Raw genomic sequence first — 12,406 nt, forward strand, 5'->3', positions numbered from 1 at the left:
AGAGGCCGGTCGGGCGCTTCCACCGGAGAGGCATTGTCAGTGCCCAGGGGGATGATCTGCCCATGGTCAAGAATGTCTTTGCCTGGTGCGTGATCGGCAGCGCTCTCTACATGCTGACGACGCTGACCTTTGTCGCACCGCACTGGGTGGATCGCAAGCGGGTACCACACGGCTGGCCCGGCCGTCTGGCCCTACGGCTCAAGCTGATGACACCCCGGCGAAGTCGTGTGGTGCGTGTCCGGCAGCTGCTGACCGAACACCGCGTCGCCGAGGCGGACCTCCCCTCGGCAGAACGGCTCGAGAAGCGGGTGACGGATCTGACCTGCTCCTTGGCATCGATCTATCTCCTGTGGCTCCTGCCTTTCTTGGGAGTCCTCGCAGCGATCATGATCATGGTGAACACTCGGATCGGTACTAGCTTCTGGATGCTGGTACTCCTCTGGAGCTTGCTGACGTCGGTGCTCGTTCTGGCCGAGGTAGACCGCAGATCACTCCACCGGGCGGTGCCGCACGAACACACGGTCCACATGGCGATTCGGGCGTGGGAAGCGATCACATCCCACGGCTCACCGGACCGCGAGGTCCGAGGCCACACCCGCAATTCCGCCTTCTGCGATGCGATCGGTGACCTGTGTGACGCATTGGAACGACAAGCGGAACTGGAACCGCGCCGCACCGACCCGATACAGCGCTCTCGGATCCGCCGCCACGCGCACGAGATCGTCAGGAATCTCCACGCGGCCAAAATCCGACTGTCGGAAGGCGATCAGGACCAGCTGGCGGCCTTGGCACAGATCATCGCTTCCGTGCTCACATACGCCGCAGCTCCCACCAACGCCCTGACCAGCTCGACTCGGTTGGCCGACGAGAACGTCCTGTCCCCGAATCCTGACTGGGACGGCCCCCACCCGCAGTCCGGCTCCCCGGCCTTGGGTGCGCTCGGGTATGCCCTCTTCCTCTGCATAGTCGCCGGTGCGGGCTACCTCCTCTCCCTGACCAACTTCCCCGAGGCCATCACCAGCGTTCTGGTCGTCCTGGCCGTGGGCACAGGGCACGCGCTGCTCAGGCGGATGCGCCTTCCGTTCCCTTCCCTCCCGCCCTCATCGCAACCCGAGGCGGGCACGGCCGACCCGCCCGGCCTTTCGGCGCACTGAACGCCCGGTCGACCATGCGTCGATCGGAGGCCAGAAGGAACGGGCTCGACAGGCCCTTGGGGCCGACTCAAGGGCTACGAACACGCCGTGCACCAAAGCAGTTGTGCAAAATCTACGACATCAACTAAAGTCAAACCCGCACTGGAATGCTTCGATGCGTAGTCCGACCTTAGGAGTCGTCCGCATGAGTGTGCCTTCGTCGTCGTGGGCGGCCGACGTGTTCGGCAAGCAAGCAGCAGCTGTTCGTTTTGGCCTCGGCCAGGGCCTTCGCAACATGCAGGCCAACGCGCAGGCCGCACAGGAGCAAGGAGCATCCCGCACCACCCGCACCTACGGCACCAGCCGGTATGAGAACCAGTACGAGCGGCTGCAGGACGAACTCAAGGACCTCCCCGGCGCCCGCGCGGTCAAGCCGTTCGGGTTCTCCTACGAGCTGATGCTCATTGGCAACGGGCTGCTCTACCCGTTCCGGTACTCGAAGACCAAGTCGGACGTACGCAGCGCTCGCATCCCCAGCGAGTCGCAGCTGGTGCGGGAGCTCTTCACCTTCGCACCGGCACCGACGCACACGCAGGAGCCGTTCGACCTCGACTTCGGGCCGACCGTCCCGGTCGCCGAACCGCGGGGCGCTCTGGCGACCGTCCCGCGGGGAACTCAGCTGGTCCTGGTGCCCTTCGCCTGCAATGCCTCCGAACTCCTCGAGGCGTACTGGGGCATCGCGGCCCTCGGGATGAACCGGCAGTTGGAGTGGGCCACCGAGCCTGAACCCCTCCACCTGCCGCAGTCGGTCACCTCGTACACGCTGCGGCCGGTCAGCATTCCGAACCAGGCCACGGCACACACCAGCTTCGCCGAGGGGACCGAGCCCACCCTTACGCTGTCCTCTCGTACCGCCTCGGACCGGGCCCTGTTGCCCGTGCAGTCCGAGACAGAACCCGTCGAGGACCAGAGCAGCGAAGACGATGCGACCCATTAAGCAGGACCTCATTCCCGGTACGGAAGAACGAGGCGCCACGCCACGCTCTGTCTCCGACGCCTTCGATCCCACCCGGCTGACTCAAGCCCGTCGGCTGGCGGAGATGACAAAGAAGGACGTGGCGGCGCAGCTCGGAGTCACGCCCGCCGCCGTAGGTCAGTACGAGACGGGGGTGTCAAAGCCACGACCTGAACTGATCCCCCGACTCGCCGAAATCCTCGGGGTTCCAGTGACGTTCTTCCTGCTGGGAAGGCCCGCCAATCGGCTCGACGCGTCCATGGCTCATTTCCGGAGTCTGCGCAGCACGCCGAAGTCCCAGCGGGAGCGTGCGCTCGCCTTCGCCGAGCAGGTCTGGGAGCTCACGTACGCACTGGAGCAGCGGATCCAGCTGCCTCTGGTCGACCTCCCTGGTTTTGCCGGCGGTGAGGTCCACCCCGGCGAGGAGCTGTCCACCGACCCCGCATCCGCCGCCCGCGAGCTCCGCAGGCGCTGGGGCCTCGGAGATGGCCCTGTCACGCATTTGGTGAGGCGGATGGAGTCTCACGGGATCGTGGTGGTCATGCCGCCTGCCAGTGATCCTTCCGCTGCGAGCGTGGACGCTTTCTCCACCCGGGCCGCGCGCCCTCTAGTCGTGCTGACGGCCAACCGGGCCGACGACATCTACCGGCACCGGTTCACGGCTGCCCATGAGCTCGGCCACCTTGTGCTTCACGGCGATGCCACCGGTGACAGTCGCCAAGAAAAGGAGGCCGACGCCTTCGCGGCCGAGTTCCTGACTCCTCAGGACAGCATCCTGCCCCTGCTCCCACGCCGCATGGATTTTGGGCGGCTGGCCGAGCTCAGGGGTGTCTGGGGTGTCTCCCTCCACTCGCTGGTTTACCGCTGCCGCGAGCTGGGACTGATCTCCGACGCCACCGCCAGCAGGTCCTACCAGCGCCTACGCGCTCTCGACGGCCAGCCCGGGTTCATCGCAGAGTCCGTCTCGAACTTCCCCGGTGAACAGCCTTCGCTGCTCCGCCAAGCCTTTGCCCTGGCCGCCGAGGAAGCGGGAGTCTCTGTCCCCCAACTGGCACATGAGCTGGCCTGGACAAGCAAGAGGGTCCACGATCTCCTAGGCGTCCAGGAGCAGAGGCCGGTGCTCCGGTTGGTGCAATAACGGTCGCCGCTGGACCTCACGGGTCTCAAGCGCCCCCGGCCGCGCACAGGCATACCGCCAGGCCGGTTCACCTCAGCGCCGACCCCCATGATGCGCAGGCACGGCGCGGACTCGTTCCTTCACTTCTTCCTTCACTTCGACCTGTCTTCTTGCCTGTCAGCGTCTCAGCGCAGCAGCCAGCCGCCGTCAACATGGACGGGTTGCCCAGTGATGAACGATCCGGAGGGCCCACGAGGAGGACCCAGGGCCACTACGTTGGGCCGTCGACGGCGAGGGAACGCACTGGCGTTTGTTCTGCTCCTCCGGCCGTGCTCGGTGCCCGGTACGGAGGGCGTGCTCAGCCTCAAGTGGGGGCGCCGTGGGGCGGCGCTAACTGGCTCCGTCGGCCACCGCGCGCCGTCCCACGCGTAAACCGGCTGCTAGCGCCCCGCCTCCAGCGCCAGCTGCTCCAGGCTCGGGCGTGACCAGAGCTCTCGCCCCACGTGTCTTCGCCGAGCCGTGCCACTACATGCCATTCAGGTCGGTAAACAGCGGGCACCAGGGGGTGCCAAGATGGCCGCTTTGACGGCCGCCAAAAAACCTCGTTTCCGCAGTTCAGGACGGTATCCGCAGCTCAAGCCCCACGTGATTCCCAAGCTCAGAGCGCGGGTTCGATTCCCGTCACTCGCTCCACGCAAGAGCCCCAGGCCGATGGCCGGGGCTTTTTTGTTGCCCCGGCCATCGGCCCTCCTGCCGGCTCAGGAGCCGAGGGTTCGGTGTGCCAGCACAGCCAGCCCCGCCGCGATGCGCTCCACGCTGAGGCCCAGCTCGCGTTGGTGACGGAACAGTTCGGGGGCCAGCGGGGCCAGTAGGTGGTCCGCGAGGGGCTGGGGGTCGGCGAGGCCGGCCTCGCGCACCAGGTGGGCGACGTGCGCGTGCCAGAAGCCGTACGCGCCCGTCCCGTACCGCGCCGCCCCGGTCTCCGCGCCGAGGGCCAGGGGGAGGTGGGCCTCCAGGAGGGCGGCCATCTCGGCGTAGAACGCGGCCAGCCGCTCGCCCGGTGACGCGGCCCGCCCGCCCGGCTCTCCGGGACCGAGCGGCGGTGCGCCGCGCAGCAGTTTCTCCTGGAGGGCCCGCTCGTGCTCGTCCAGCAGTGCGCGGGCGATCGCCGCGCGGTCGGGATAGCGGCGGTACAGCGTCCCGCGGCCGACTCCGGCGGCCTTCGCGATGTCGTCCATGGTCACCGAGGCGGGGTCGCGCTCGGAGAACAGCCGCTCGGCGGCCGAGAGGATCCGGGCCCGGTTGCGGGCCGCGTCCGCCCGCTCGGGCGGCGCGGTGGGTGCGGTCCCGGCCTGGGGCAGCAGCGGACGTTCACTCATGCCATCACCCTAGGAGAGAAGTGGACACCATGTCCACTTAGGGGTACGGTCCCGGAGCACACGGCAAGTGGACACGTTGTCCGCTTACCGTGTGGTGGCCAGCAACCCCTCATACCCGCAAGGGAGTTCTCCATGCCGCACCTCCTCCACCTCGACTCAAGCGCCCGCCGCGACTCCTTCTCCCGGCGGCTGGGGGCGACGTTCGCCGCCACGTGGCGGGCGGCCGGCGGCGGCACCGTGACGTACCGGGACCTCGCCGCCGAGCCGGTGCCGCCGATCCAGGAGGCATGGACCCGTATCTGCGACACGCTCCTGCGCGAGGGCATCACCGACATCGACCGCTACACCGAGGCCGTCCGCACCGACGAGGAGCGTGCAGCGTGGGCGGTCGTCGGGCCGCTCCTCGCCGAACTGGTCGCCGCCGATGTCGTCCTCATCGGGGCTCCGATGTACAACTTCGGGGTCCCGGCCGCCCTCAAGGCATGGATCGACCAGATCACCTTCCCCAAGATGGTGCTCGCACCGCGCAAGTTCGTGGTCGCCTCCGCACGCGGCGGCGCCTACGGCCCCGGCCTGCCGCGCGAGCCGTTCGACCACCAGGGCCGCTACCTCCTCGACTTCTTCCGCGGCCACTACGCCGTCGACGACGCCGAGATCATCAGCGCCGAGCTCGTCAACGCGCTCGTCGACCCCACGCTGGCCCCGCGCCTTGAACAGCACCGCGAGTCGTCCGCCGAAGCCACCCGGGCGGCACGTGAACTCGCCGGGAAACTCGCCCACTTCACCATCGGGGCCGTCGGGGCCGTCGGGGCCATCGGCAGGGAGGACTGACCATGCCGTGGATCTGGCTGCTGCTCGCGGGCCTCGTCGAAGTCGCCTGGTCGCAGAGCATCGAACCGACCGCGGGGTTCACCAGGCTCCCGCAGACCGCGCTCTGCCTCGTCCTCATGATGGGCGCGGTCTACCTGCTGTCCCGCGCCATGGCGGACCTGCCCCCGGGGATCTCGTACGCGATCTTCACGGGCATCGGCACGGTGGGAGCGATCGTGCTCGGCGTGGTGGTCCAGCACGAGTCGCTCGGCCTCGGCCGGGTCGCCGCCCTGCTCCTGATCGTGGCCGGGCTGACGCTGGCCCGGCTGACGACGGGGGAGCAGTGAACACGGGAGGCGACGGCCCGAAAGGAGCGGGCCGCTTCCGGTGAAGGGACCCCAGCCCCTCACCCGCCCCCGCGAGCCCGCTCGAACCGCTCCCGCCCCTCGGCCAGTTCGACCACCGGCCCCGGGTAGCCGGTGGCGGCCAGTTCGGCCGCCGGGAGTCTCCACGGCTCGTGGATGTGCCGGGCCTCCACCTCCGCCAGCTCGGGGATCCAGCGGCGTACGTACGTGCCGCGTGGGTCGAGGCGTTTGCCCTGGGTCACCGGGTTGAGGACCCGGTTGGGGCGGGTGTCCGTGCCCGTGCCCGCCACCCATTGCCAGTTCAACTGATTGTTGGCGATGTCCCCGTCGACCAGCAGGTCGAGGAAGTGGCGGGCGCCCACCCGCCAGTCGGCGTACAGCGTCTTGGTGAGGAAGCTCGCCGCCAGCATCCGGCCCCGGTTGTGCATCCAGCCCTCGTGGGCGAGCTGCCGCATCGCCGCGTCGACCAGCGGATAGCCGGTGCGGCCCGCCCGCCAGGCGGCGAGTTCGCGCTCGTCGTGGCGCCACCGGTCGCCCCGGTCGCGGTAGTCGGCGCTCGCGGCGTCGGGGCGGGCCGCGAGGACCTGGTGGTGGAAGTCGCGCCAGGCCAGCTGCCGTACGAACGCGTCGGCGCCCGGGGAGCCCTCGTGCCGGGCCAGCTGTACGAGCTCGGCCGCCGACAGCGCGCCGAAGTGGAGGAACGGCGAGAGCCGGGAGGTGGCGTCGCCCGCGAGGTCGTCGTGGCCCGCCTCGTACCCGGGGAGTCCGTCCTTCAGCCAGGCCCGCAGTCGCTTGCGGCCCGCGGTCTCACCGCCTTCGGCGAGGCCCGGCGAGGTCCCGGTGATCTTCGCGCGGGGCAGCGGCGGCTCCGAGCCGACCTCGGCGACCGGCACCCGGCGCGGGGCCGGCACCACATCGCGTACGCCCTCCTGGGTCCAGCGCCGGAAGTACGGGGTGAACACGGCGTAGTGGTCGCCGCCCGCCGGGGTCACCGCGCCCGGGGCGAGCGCCGTCACCACCGCGTCGTGCACCGTCAGGGCGCACCCCGCCCCGGCGAGCGCGGCCCGCAGCGCCGCCTCGCGCCGTACGGCGTACCGGCTCGGGCCGCCCGCGACGTGCACCCGCCGGGCCCCCGTCTCGGCCACCACGGCGCACACCTGCGCCACCACGTCACCGGAGCGCACCACCAGCCGCCCGCCGCGCGCCCGTAGCCCGGCGTCCAGATCGGCGAGGCAGTCGGCGAGGAAGGCCCGCCGGTTGGGCGCGTCGAACCCCGCCGCGCGCACCCCGTCGTCGTACACGAACAACGGCACGACCCGCTCGGCCCCACGCACGGCGGCGTGCAGCACGGGGTTGTCGTGCAGCCTCAGATCGGCGGTGAACAGCACGATCGCCACGGACACAGGAGGGGTCATCCGCCGATCCTCGCGGACACCCGCCCGTGGGGAGCGGACGCGGGGCCGGTGGAGTCAGCCCTCTCCGCCCCGCTCCCACCCCTGCCCCCGCAGCACCCCCGCCACATCCGGCGCCCGGTAGTGCTCGCCCTTGAGGACCTTGCCGTCGGCGCGTAGGAGCGGGCGCCCGTCGGGGCCCAGTTTGGTCATGTTGGCCCGGTGGATCTCCGCGATGACCGCGTCCAGGTCGATGCCGTGGACGAGGGCCGTGCCGTACGCGACGTAGACGACGTCCGCCAGTTCGTGGGCCAGATAGTCCAGGGGGCCCTCGACCGAGACCTCCGCCGCCTCGGCCGCCTCCTCGACCAGGAGGTCGCGGCGGTGGGCGGCGAGGTCCGGGGGGACCTCCGTGGGGGTCGTGCGGGCGTCCAGGCCGAACGTGGTGTGGAATTCCCGGACCAGCGGGGCGGGGGATGCCGGGCCGGGCGTCGTCGCGGGTGCGGCTGCTGTTGTGCGTTGTGCGGGGGTGCTCATTCGGGTCAGTTTACGTAACCCCGGCAGCCCCCAAGTCGGCCTCTGGGGACGCCCGTTACGCCGTCATCAGGATCAGGCGGCTCACCAGGTCCGGGCGGCGGGACGCCACCGACTCCGCCACCGGGGAGCCCTTCGCTATGCCGAGAAGTTCCACCCGGCCCTCGCCCATGTCCTCGATCACGGCTATGAGCTGGTCTTCCGCCAGGCTCTCCGTGGTCGGGGAGAGGTGCGGGGTGATCAGCGTGTGGCCGGACGTCACATCCGCCGCCGCGTAGGGGACTTCCGGCGGGGCGCCCGTACCCCCCTCGCGCACCAGCACCAGCGGGCGGCCCGTCCCCGCGCGCTCGTAGTGGATCTGTGCATCTGCTATCGACACGATCGGCATGACTGCCCCTCCCGTTGGCGCTGGCGCACAGCCTGCCCGGGGCCGGTCACCGGCGGGAGGTCACTGCTGAGGCTGGGATCGGCGGTCCCTGGATGCGGACGGCTGCGTACGTACGTACGCATGCGCTATCGGCGGGGCGACTGTCCCTGGCGCCTGACTCGGTGTCATAATGTATGGGTAGCCCTTCGTGCATCCCCCGTCGCGAAGGGCTACATCTATGTGCGGGCACGTGTACGGGCACAGTCGTGCGCACACCCTGCCCGGCTCCGGGCATGGCGTGGCCTTCACACGGGCAAGGGACTCCCCTCGTGGCCCCCTGCCCGTGTTTTTTCGAGTTAACAGTGGCGTAGAGTCTTTGTGCAAGCCCAGTTCTGACCAGACGGGGTGGGGGACCGATGGAAGACGACACGCCTGACACTCCTGAGCTGACGACCTTGCAGCAGAAGGTCGCCTACATGGTGGAGAAGACCTTCCCCGGCGAGAACATCTCGGGGCGGATGTTCTCCGACCTCGTGAAGGAGCGCGGCGGGCACCTGTCCCACAGCTACTTCTCCAACATCCTCGCGGGCAAGGTCACACATCCCTCCGAGGACATCCTCAAGGCGCTCGGGCTCGGCTTCGGTGTCGACTGGCGGTTCTTCAAGGAGGAGTCCGAGGTCGTCGACGACGTCGTGGCCGGGCTCCAGTTCCTCGCCAAGCGGCGTACGGGCGAGATCAGCGGTATCGCCGGGCGCGGGCTCGACGACGACGGCCTGTCCGCTGAACTCCTTCAGTTCGCCCTCTCCCTCCTGGAGGAGAGCAGCGGCAAGAAGGACAGCGGCTCCGACTCCTAGCGTCGCAGGACCCCCCGTATTCACTCCCGTTCGTTAAGATGCGCCGATCGATCGCATGTCCACACGCACGCGTGACTACGCCCCAGAGGGACCCAGAGACTTCCATGTCCATGCGCGAGCTGCGGAGAGAGTGCGAGGCCGGGCTGGCCGACCTGCCGATCCCCGCCCCGTTCAGCATCGAGGGCCTGGTCGCGAACATGGAGAAAGCCCGTGGGCGCACCATCGTGCTGCGGGAGCTGCCCGACCGGCTGGCGCGGGTCAACGCCGCCTGCGGGCTCCGGCTCAAGGCCGGTGACACCAGCTTCGTGCTCTACCGGAAGCGGCCCACCGACTACCAGACCCAGCACGTCATCCTCCACGAGCTGTGCCACGAGTGGTTCGACCACGGCACCAGCCTGGACGCGGGGCAGCTCAAGGCCCTGCTGCCGATGTTCGACACCTCGCTCATCCAGCGCGTCGTCAGCTCCGGCGCCACCGTGCAGGCGCGCGCCCAGTACGACACCCATGACGAGCGCGTCGCCGAGTTCGGGGCCTCCCTCATCCCCCGTATGGCCATGGACGTGACCAGCGACGACATGGTCGGCCGGCTCGCCAACTCGCTCTCGCGGCCCGTCGCCCACCGCCGACGGGGTCTCCACCTCTTCCGCAGAGACTGAACCCGCGGCCCCCACCCAAGGCCGCCGAATCCCGTCCTCCGTTCCTGCCCCGAGGAATCCCCCCGATGACTCCGCTCGACCTCGCCGGCTATCTCATAGCCGCGCTGATGACCGCCGTCGCCCTGTGGCGCATGCCCGCCGCCCTGTGGGGCGACGAGGAGGACAGGCGCCGGCGCGCCCTGTGGGGCTGTTACGCCGGGTTCGCCGTCGCCCTGTGGACCAAGACCAAGTTCGTACGGATCACACTGAACGACAGTGAGGTCACCGACCTCGCCGTCCTCATCAAGCACTACACCGCCACCATCGCCATCCTGGCGATCCTCAGCTACATCGTGGCGATCTACGGCCACTTCCCGGACGAGGGCGCGATCCCGAGGCACGTGCGGTTCGCGCGGACCGTGCAGCGGGTCGCCGCCAAGGCGTCCGTGGCCACGCTGATCCTGCTGACCGTGCTGTTCTTCACGGTCGTCGACCGTTCCGTCCCCTCCGACCGGTTCGTGTCGGACCATGCGGGGCAGTGGGGCGCGACGCTCTATATGAGCGTGTTCTACCTGTACTTGGGCGCCTCCTCGGCCGTCTGCGCGTACCAGTGGGCGCTGGCCACCGGCAACACGCAGGTGCGGCATCTGCGCGTCGGGCTCGGCATGATGACGTTCGCCATGTTCATCGGCGTGGCCTACACCCTCAGCCGGACGCTGTTCCTGTGGGTGAGCGTGGCCGACCGGCCGAGCAAGTCGTTCGCGCTGGAATTCGACGAGATCACCGAGGCCTCGCAGATCGTGCTGTTCGCGTTCTTCGCGCTCGGCGCGTCCGTCCCCGCGTGTCGCAAGGGCTGGCGGCGGCTGCGGCTGTGGCGGGCGCAGGCGCGGCTGCACCCGCTCTGGTACGGGCTGATGACGGCCTTCCCTGACCAGCCGTTCGAACCGCCGGCGCCGCTGCTGCGGGAGCTGACGCGCTTCGACACCCCGGCCGACCTGCGGATCGACCGGTGGGCCGCGGACATCGCGGACGCGGTGGAGAAGCTGCGCCACTATGTGCCGGACGAGCTCCTGGACGCCGCCAAGGAGGCCGCCGGGCCCGAGGCGGCCGGGCCGCTCGCCGACGCGCACTGGATCAAGGCCGCGCTGGCCGCCAAGGCAGACGGCGCTCCCGCGGGCCGGGCCGCCGCCATCGAGCCGCAGCACGCCACGGACCAGGACGGCGAGGTCGCCTGGCTGGTGCGGGTGGCCGCCGCGTACAAGACGATTCCGTACGACCGGGCCCGTGAGGTCCTGGCGTCCGCCGAAGACCGAACCCAGGCCCAGGCCCAGGAGACCTCCGCGTGACCAGCAGCACCGAAAGCCGCACCGCCGGGCTCGACGATCCCGCCCGGCGCCCCGTCGCCCTCGCCGTCACCAATGTGCTCCAGCCCCGCAACTGCCTCCTCGTCGGCATGCTCGGCATCGGGTTCGCGGCGGCGGGCGACTGGACCGGGCTGCTGTGGGGGTTCCTCGGGGCGCTGTGCGCGGGCCTGATCCCGGCCGGGTACATCGAGTGGGAGCGGGGGCGCGGCACCTGGGGCGACCGGCATGTGGTCGACCGTACGAAGCGGGCGCCGATCTTCCTCGTGATCCTCGGCTCGATCGGCACCGGCTCGCTCGTCATGGTCCTCGGGGACGCGCCCGTCGGCATCCTCGCGGCGATGCTCGGGCTGTGGGTGATGACGATCGGGCTGCTCGCGGTGAACACGGTCTGGAAGATCTCGGTGGACGCGTCGGTCGCGTCGGCGGTGGTGGCGCTGCTCGCGGCCGTGCAGCACGAGCCGCTCTGGCTCCTCGCGTACGCGCTGACGATCGCCGTGTGCTGGTCGCGGGTCGCCCTGAGCTACCACACGGTGGCCCAGACGGTCGCGGGCGCGGCGCTGGGGGCGGCGACGGCGGTGGCGTTCGTCTTCGTCTGACCGCGACGACGTGCGGCCCGCTGCGCGGAGTGGCTCGCTTTTCGCCTGCGGGCCGTCACAGCCTCACAGGTGGATCGGGCCCGCGTCTCCGCCCTCCGTCGGGTGCGGATGGGGCGGGCCCTTTCGGTAGAGCACGACGGTGAGCAGCAGCAGCGAGCCGAAAGCCAGGGCGTACGCGGTGACGATCCACTGGCGGTTGCCGTCGCTGAAGCCGAGATCGCTCTGCGCGGAGGGCAGAGCGATGTTCACGATGGTGGCGTCGAGCACCACCATGAGCTGGGCGACGCCGATGACCGCGAGGACCAGCCAGCGGTGTTCATGGGCGGCGCCCGGATGGGCGGTGCGCCCGGCGGCAGCGGCGGCGGCCGTGGCCGCGCCCCCGCCGCGCAGTGGCTGTCCGGGACTCGCCCCGGCCGCCGCCGCTCCGGCACTCTCCTCCGGTGCCGAAGCGGCGGCTATGCGTTCCGCCCTGCCCTCCTCGACGGCGTCCTTGGTGTGGCGACCCATGGCGTACGTCTCCTTACAGGGGATACGCGCCCTTCATCACGCTAAGGGGAGGTACGGGGTTCCGCCACGCGAGTGACACGGGGGGCCAAAGGGCGGGGCGTACCGGGCGCACCGCACGCGAACGAACCGTCGCGGGGAGCAACCGCGAGACGTTACGGCATGGTGGGCGGCCGGGGCCCGGACACGCCGGGCTCCGGACCCAACAACCGGAAGCGCAGGCCACTTCGGGCTCGAAGCGGGCGTCCGGGTCGTTCAGCGCGGACCCGAAGAGCCGCTCGATGCGGCGCAGGCGCGGGCGCCGGCGTACGGTCTGCGGATGCAGCGCGAGCTGCTCGGCAG

At 70.1% G+C, this 12,406-nt stretch carries 14 protein-coding genes and 1 pseudogene; 9 read left to right on the forward strand and 6 right to left on the reverse strand.

All coding sequences use genetic code 11. The annotated features are described in order from the left end of the window. The first annotated feature begins 62 nt into the window (after positions 1-62). From ACFWA7_RS07850 to ACFWA7_RS07860, 3 genes are all read left to right on the forward strand, one after another. Positions 63-1,154: a hypothetical protein gene (locus ACFWA7_RS07850; RefSeq protein WP_385539085.1), complete on the forward strand. Its 1,092-nt coding sequence runs from the start codon at positions 63-65 to the stop codon at positions 1,152-1,154. Between the two features lie 184 nt (positions 1,155-1,338). Further along, positions 1,339-2,130, forward strand: a complete 792-nt coding sequence (locus ACFWA7_RS07855; RefSeq protein WP_385539084.1) for a hypothetical protein — start codon at positions 1,339-1,341, stop codon at positions 2,128-2,130. Further along, a complete protein-coding gene (locus ACFWA7_RS07860) occupies positions 2,117-3,286 on the forward strand; it encodes a helix-turn-helix domain-containing protein (RefSeq protein ID WP_385539082.1) in 1,170 nt (389 codons plus the stop codon). Before ACFWA7_RS07855 ends, ACFWA7_RS07860 begins: the two co-directional genes overlap by 14 nt. A gap of 737 nt (positions 3,287-4,023) precedes the next feature. Here the strand turns inward: ACFWA7_RS07860 and ACFWA7_RS07865 are convergent. Continuing rightward, complete coding sequence (locus ACFWA7_RS07865; RefSeq protein ID WP_385821607.1) at positions 4,024-4,644, reverse strand: helix-turn-helix domain-containing protein; 621 nt, start codon at positions 4,642-4,644, stop codon at positions 4,024-4,026. A 132-nt stretch (positions 4,645-4,776) separates the two neighbouring features. On the opposite strand from ACFWA7_RS07865, the gene ACFWA7_RS07870 reads away from it, so the two are divergent. Both ACFWA7_RS07870 and ACFWA7_RS07875 read left to right on the forward strand, forming a co-directional pair. Beyond that, a complete protein-coding gene (locus ACFWA7_RS07870) occupies positions 4,777-5,475 on the forward strand; it encodes an FMN-dependent NADH-azoreductase (RefSeq protein WP_385539078.1) in 699 nt (232 codons plus the stop codon). A gap of 2 nt (positions 5,476-5,477) precedes the next feature. Then, positions 5,478-5,801 (forward strand): DMT family transporter, encoded by a 324-nt coding sequence (locus tag ACFWA7_RS07875; protein ID WP_385539076.1) that lies wholly within the window; start codon positions 5,478-5,480, stop codon positions 5,799-5,801. A 59-nt stretch (positions 5,802-5,860) separates the two neighbouring features. Here the strand turns inward: ACFWA7_RS07875 and ACFWA7_RS07880 are convergent, their stop codons facing one another. From ACFWA7_RS07880 to ACFWA7_RS07890, 3 genes are all read right to left on the reverse strand, one after another. Continuing rightward, complete coding sequence (locus tag ACFWA7_RS07880) at positions 5,861-7,222, reverse strand: cryptochrome/photolyase family protein (protein WP_385539168.1); 1,362 nt, start codon at positions 7,220-7,222, stop codon at positions 5,861-5,863. 66 nt (positions 7,223-7,288) lie between these two features. After that, positions 7,289-7,747: a hypothetical protein gene (locus tag ACFWA7_RS07885; protein ID WP_385821609.1), complete on the reverse strand. Its 459-nt coding sequence runs from the start codon at positions 7,745-7,747 to the stop codon at positions 7,289-7,291. 55 nt (positions 7,748-7,802) lie between these two features. Continuing rightward, positions 7,803-8,132 (reverse strand): alpha/beta fold hydrolase, encoded by a 330-nt coding sequence (locus ACFWA7_RS07890; protein WP_385821611.1) that lies wholly within the window; start codon positions 8,130-8,132, stop codon positions 7,803-7,805. A 395-nt stretch (positions 8,133-8,527) separates the two neighbouring features. On the opposite strand from ACFWA7_RS07890, the gene ACFWA7_RS07895 reads away from it, so the two are divergent. From ACFWA7_RS07895 to ACFWA7_RS07910, 4 genes are all read left to right on the forward strand, one after another. Then, positions 8,528-8,965, forward strand: a complete 438-nt coding sequence (locus ACFWA7_RS07895; RefSeq protein ID WP_385539070.1) for a hypothetical protein — start codon at positions 8,528-8,530, stop codon at positions 8,963-8,965. Between the two features lie 104 nt (positions 8,966-9,069). Further along, the gene (locus ACFWA7_RS07900; RefSeq protein WP_385539068.1) at positions 9,070-9,621 is read left to right on the forward strand and encodes a toxin; all 552 of its coding nucleotides are present in this window, start codon (positions 9,070-9,072) and stop codon (positions 9,619-9,621) included. 65 nt (positions 9,622-9,686) lie between these two features. Beyond that, positions 9,687-10,946 (forward strand): MAB_1171c family putative transporter, encoded by a 1,260-nt coding sequence (locus ACFWA7_RS07905; RefSeq protein WP_385821613.1) that lies wholly within the window; start codon positions 9,687-9,689, stop codon positions 10,944-10,946. Beyond that, positions 10,943-11,560: a hypothetical protein gene (locus tag ACFWA7_RS07910; RefSeq protein ID WP_385539064.1), complete on the forward strand. Its 618-nt coding sequence runs from the start codon at positions 10,943-10,945 to the stop codon at positions 11,558-11,560. Before ACFWA7_RS07905 ends, ACFWA7_RS07910 begins: the two co-directional genes overlap by 4 nt. Before the next feature lie 141 nt (positions 11,561-11,701). On the opposite strand, the pseudogene ACFWA7_RS07915 reads toward ACFWA7_RS07910, so the two are convergent. Further along, positions 11,702-11,950 (reverse strand): annotated as a pseudogene (locus ACFWA7_RS07915) (MFS transporter); the annotation flags it as partial. Positions 11,951-12,080: 130 nt separating this feature from the next. After that, positions 12,081-12,389: a helix-turn-helix domain-containing protein gene (locus ACFWA7_RS07920; protein WP_385821690.1), complete on the reverse strand. Its 309-nt coding sequence runs from the start codon at positions 12,387-12,389 to the stop codon at positions 12,081-12,083. Between the last annotated feature and the right edge of the window lie 17 nt (positions 12,390-12,406).

The sequence above is a fragment of the Streptomyces sp. NPDC059994 genome, from assembly GCF_042737755.1.
In the GTDB taxonomy this organism is placed as follows: Bacteria; Actinomycetota; Actinomycetes; order Streptomycetales; family Streptomycetaceae; genus Streptomyces.

Coding starts and splice junctions, on each gene's coding strand:
- ACFWA7_RS07860 (WP_385539082.1), top strand. CDS start 2,117: ATGCGACCCATTAAGCAGGACCTCATTCCCGGTACGGAAGAACGAGGC.
- ACFWA7_RS07850 (WP_385539085.1), top strand. CDS start 63: ATGGTCAAGAATGTCTTTGCCTGGTGCGTGATCGGCAGCGCTCTCTAC.
- ACFWA7_RS07890 (WP_385821611.1), bottom strand. CDS start 8,132: ATGCCGATCGTGTCGATAGCAGATGCACAGATCCACTACGAGCGCGCG.
- ACFWA7_RS07900 (WP_385539068.1), top strand. CDS start 9,070: ATGTCCATGCGCGAGCTGCGGAGAGAGTGCGAGGCCGGGCTGGCCGAC.
- ACFWA7_RS07865 (WP_385821607.1), bottom strand. CDS start 4,644: ATGAGTGAACGTCCGCTGCTGCCCCAGGCCGGGACCGCACCCACCGCG.
- ACFWA7_RS07905 (WP_385821613.1), top strand. CDS start 9,687: ATGACTCCGCTCGACCTCGCCGGCTATCTCATAGCCGCGCTGATGACC.
- ACFWA7_RS07855 (WP_385539084.1), top strand. CDS start 1,339: ATGAGTGTGCCTTCGTCGTCGTGGGCGGCCGACGTGTTCGGCAAGCAA.
- ACFWA7_RS07895 (WP_385539070.1), top strand. CDS start 8,528: ATGGAAGACGACACGCCTGACACTCCTGAGCTGACGACCTTGCAGCAG.
- ACFWA7_RS07885 (WP_385821609.1), bottom strand. CDS start 7,747: ATGAGCACCCCCGCACAACGCACAACAGCAGCCGCACCCGCGACGACG.
- ACFWA7_RS07870 (WP_385539078.1), top strand. CDS start 4,777: ATGCCGCACCTCCTCCACCTCGACTCAAGCGCCCGCCGCGACTCCTTC.
- ACFWA7_RS07875 (WP_385539076.1), top strand. CDS start 5,478: ATGCCGTGGATCTGGCTGCTGCTCGCGGGCCTCGTCGAAGTCGCCTGG.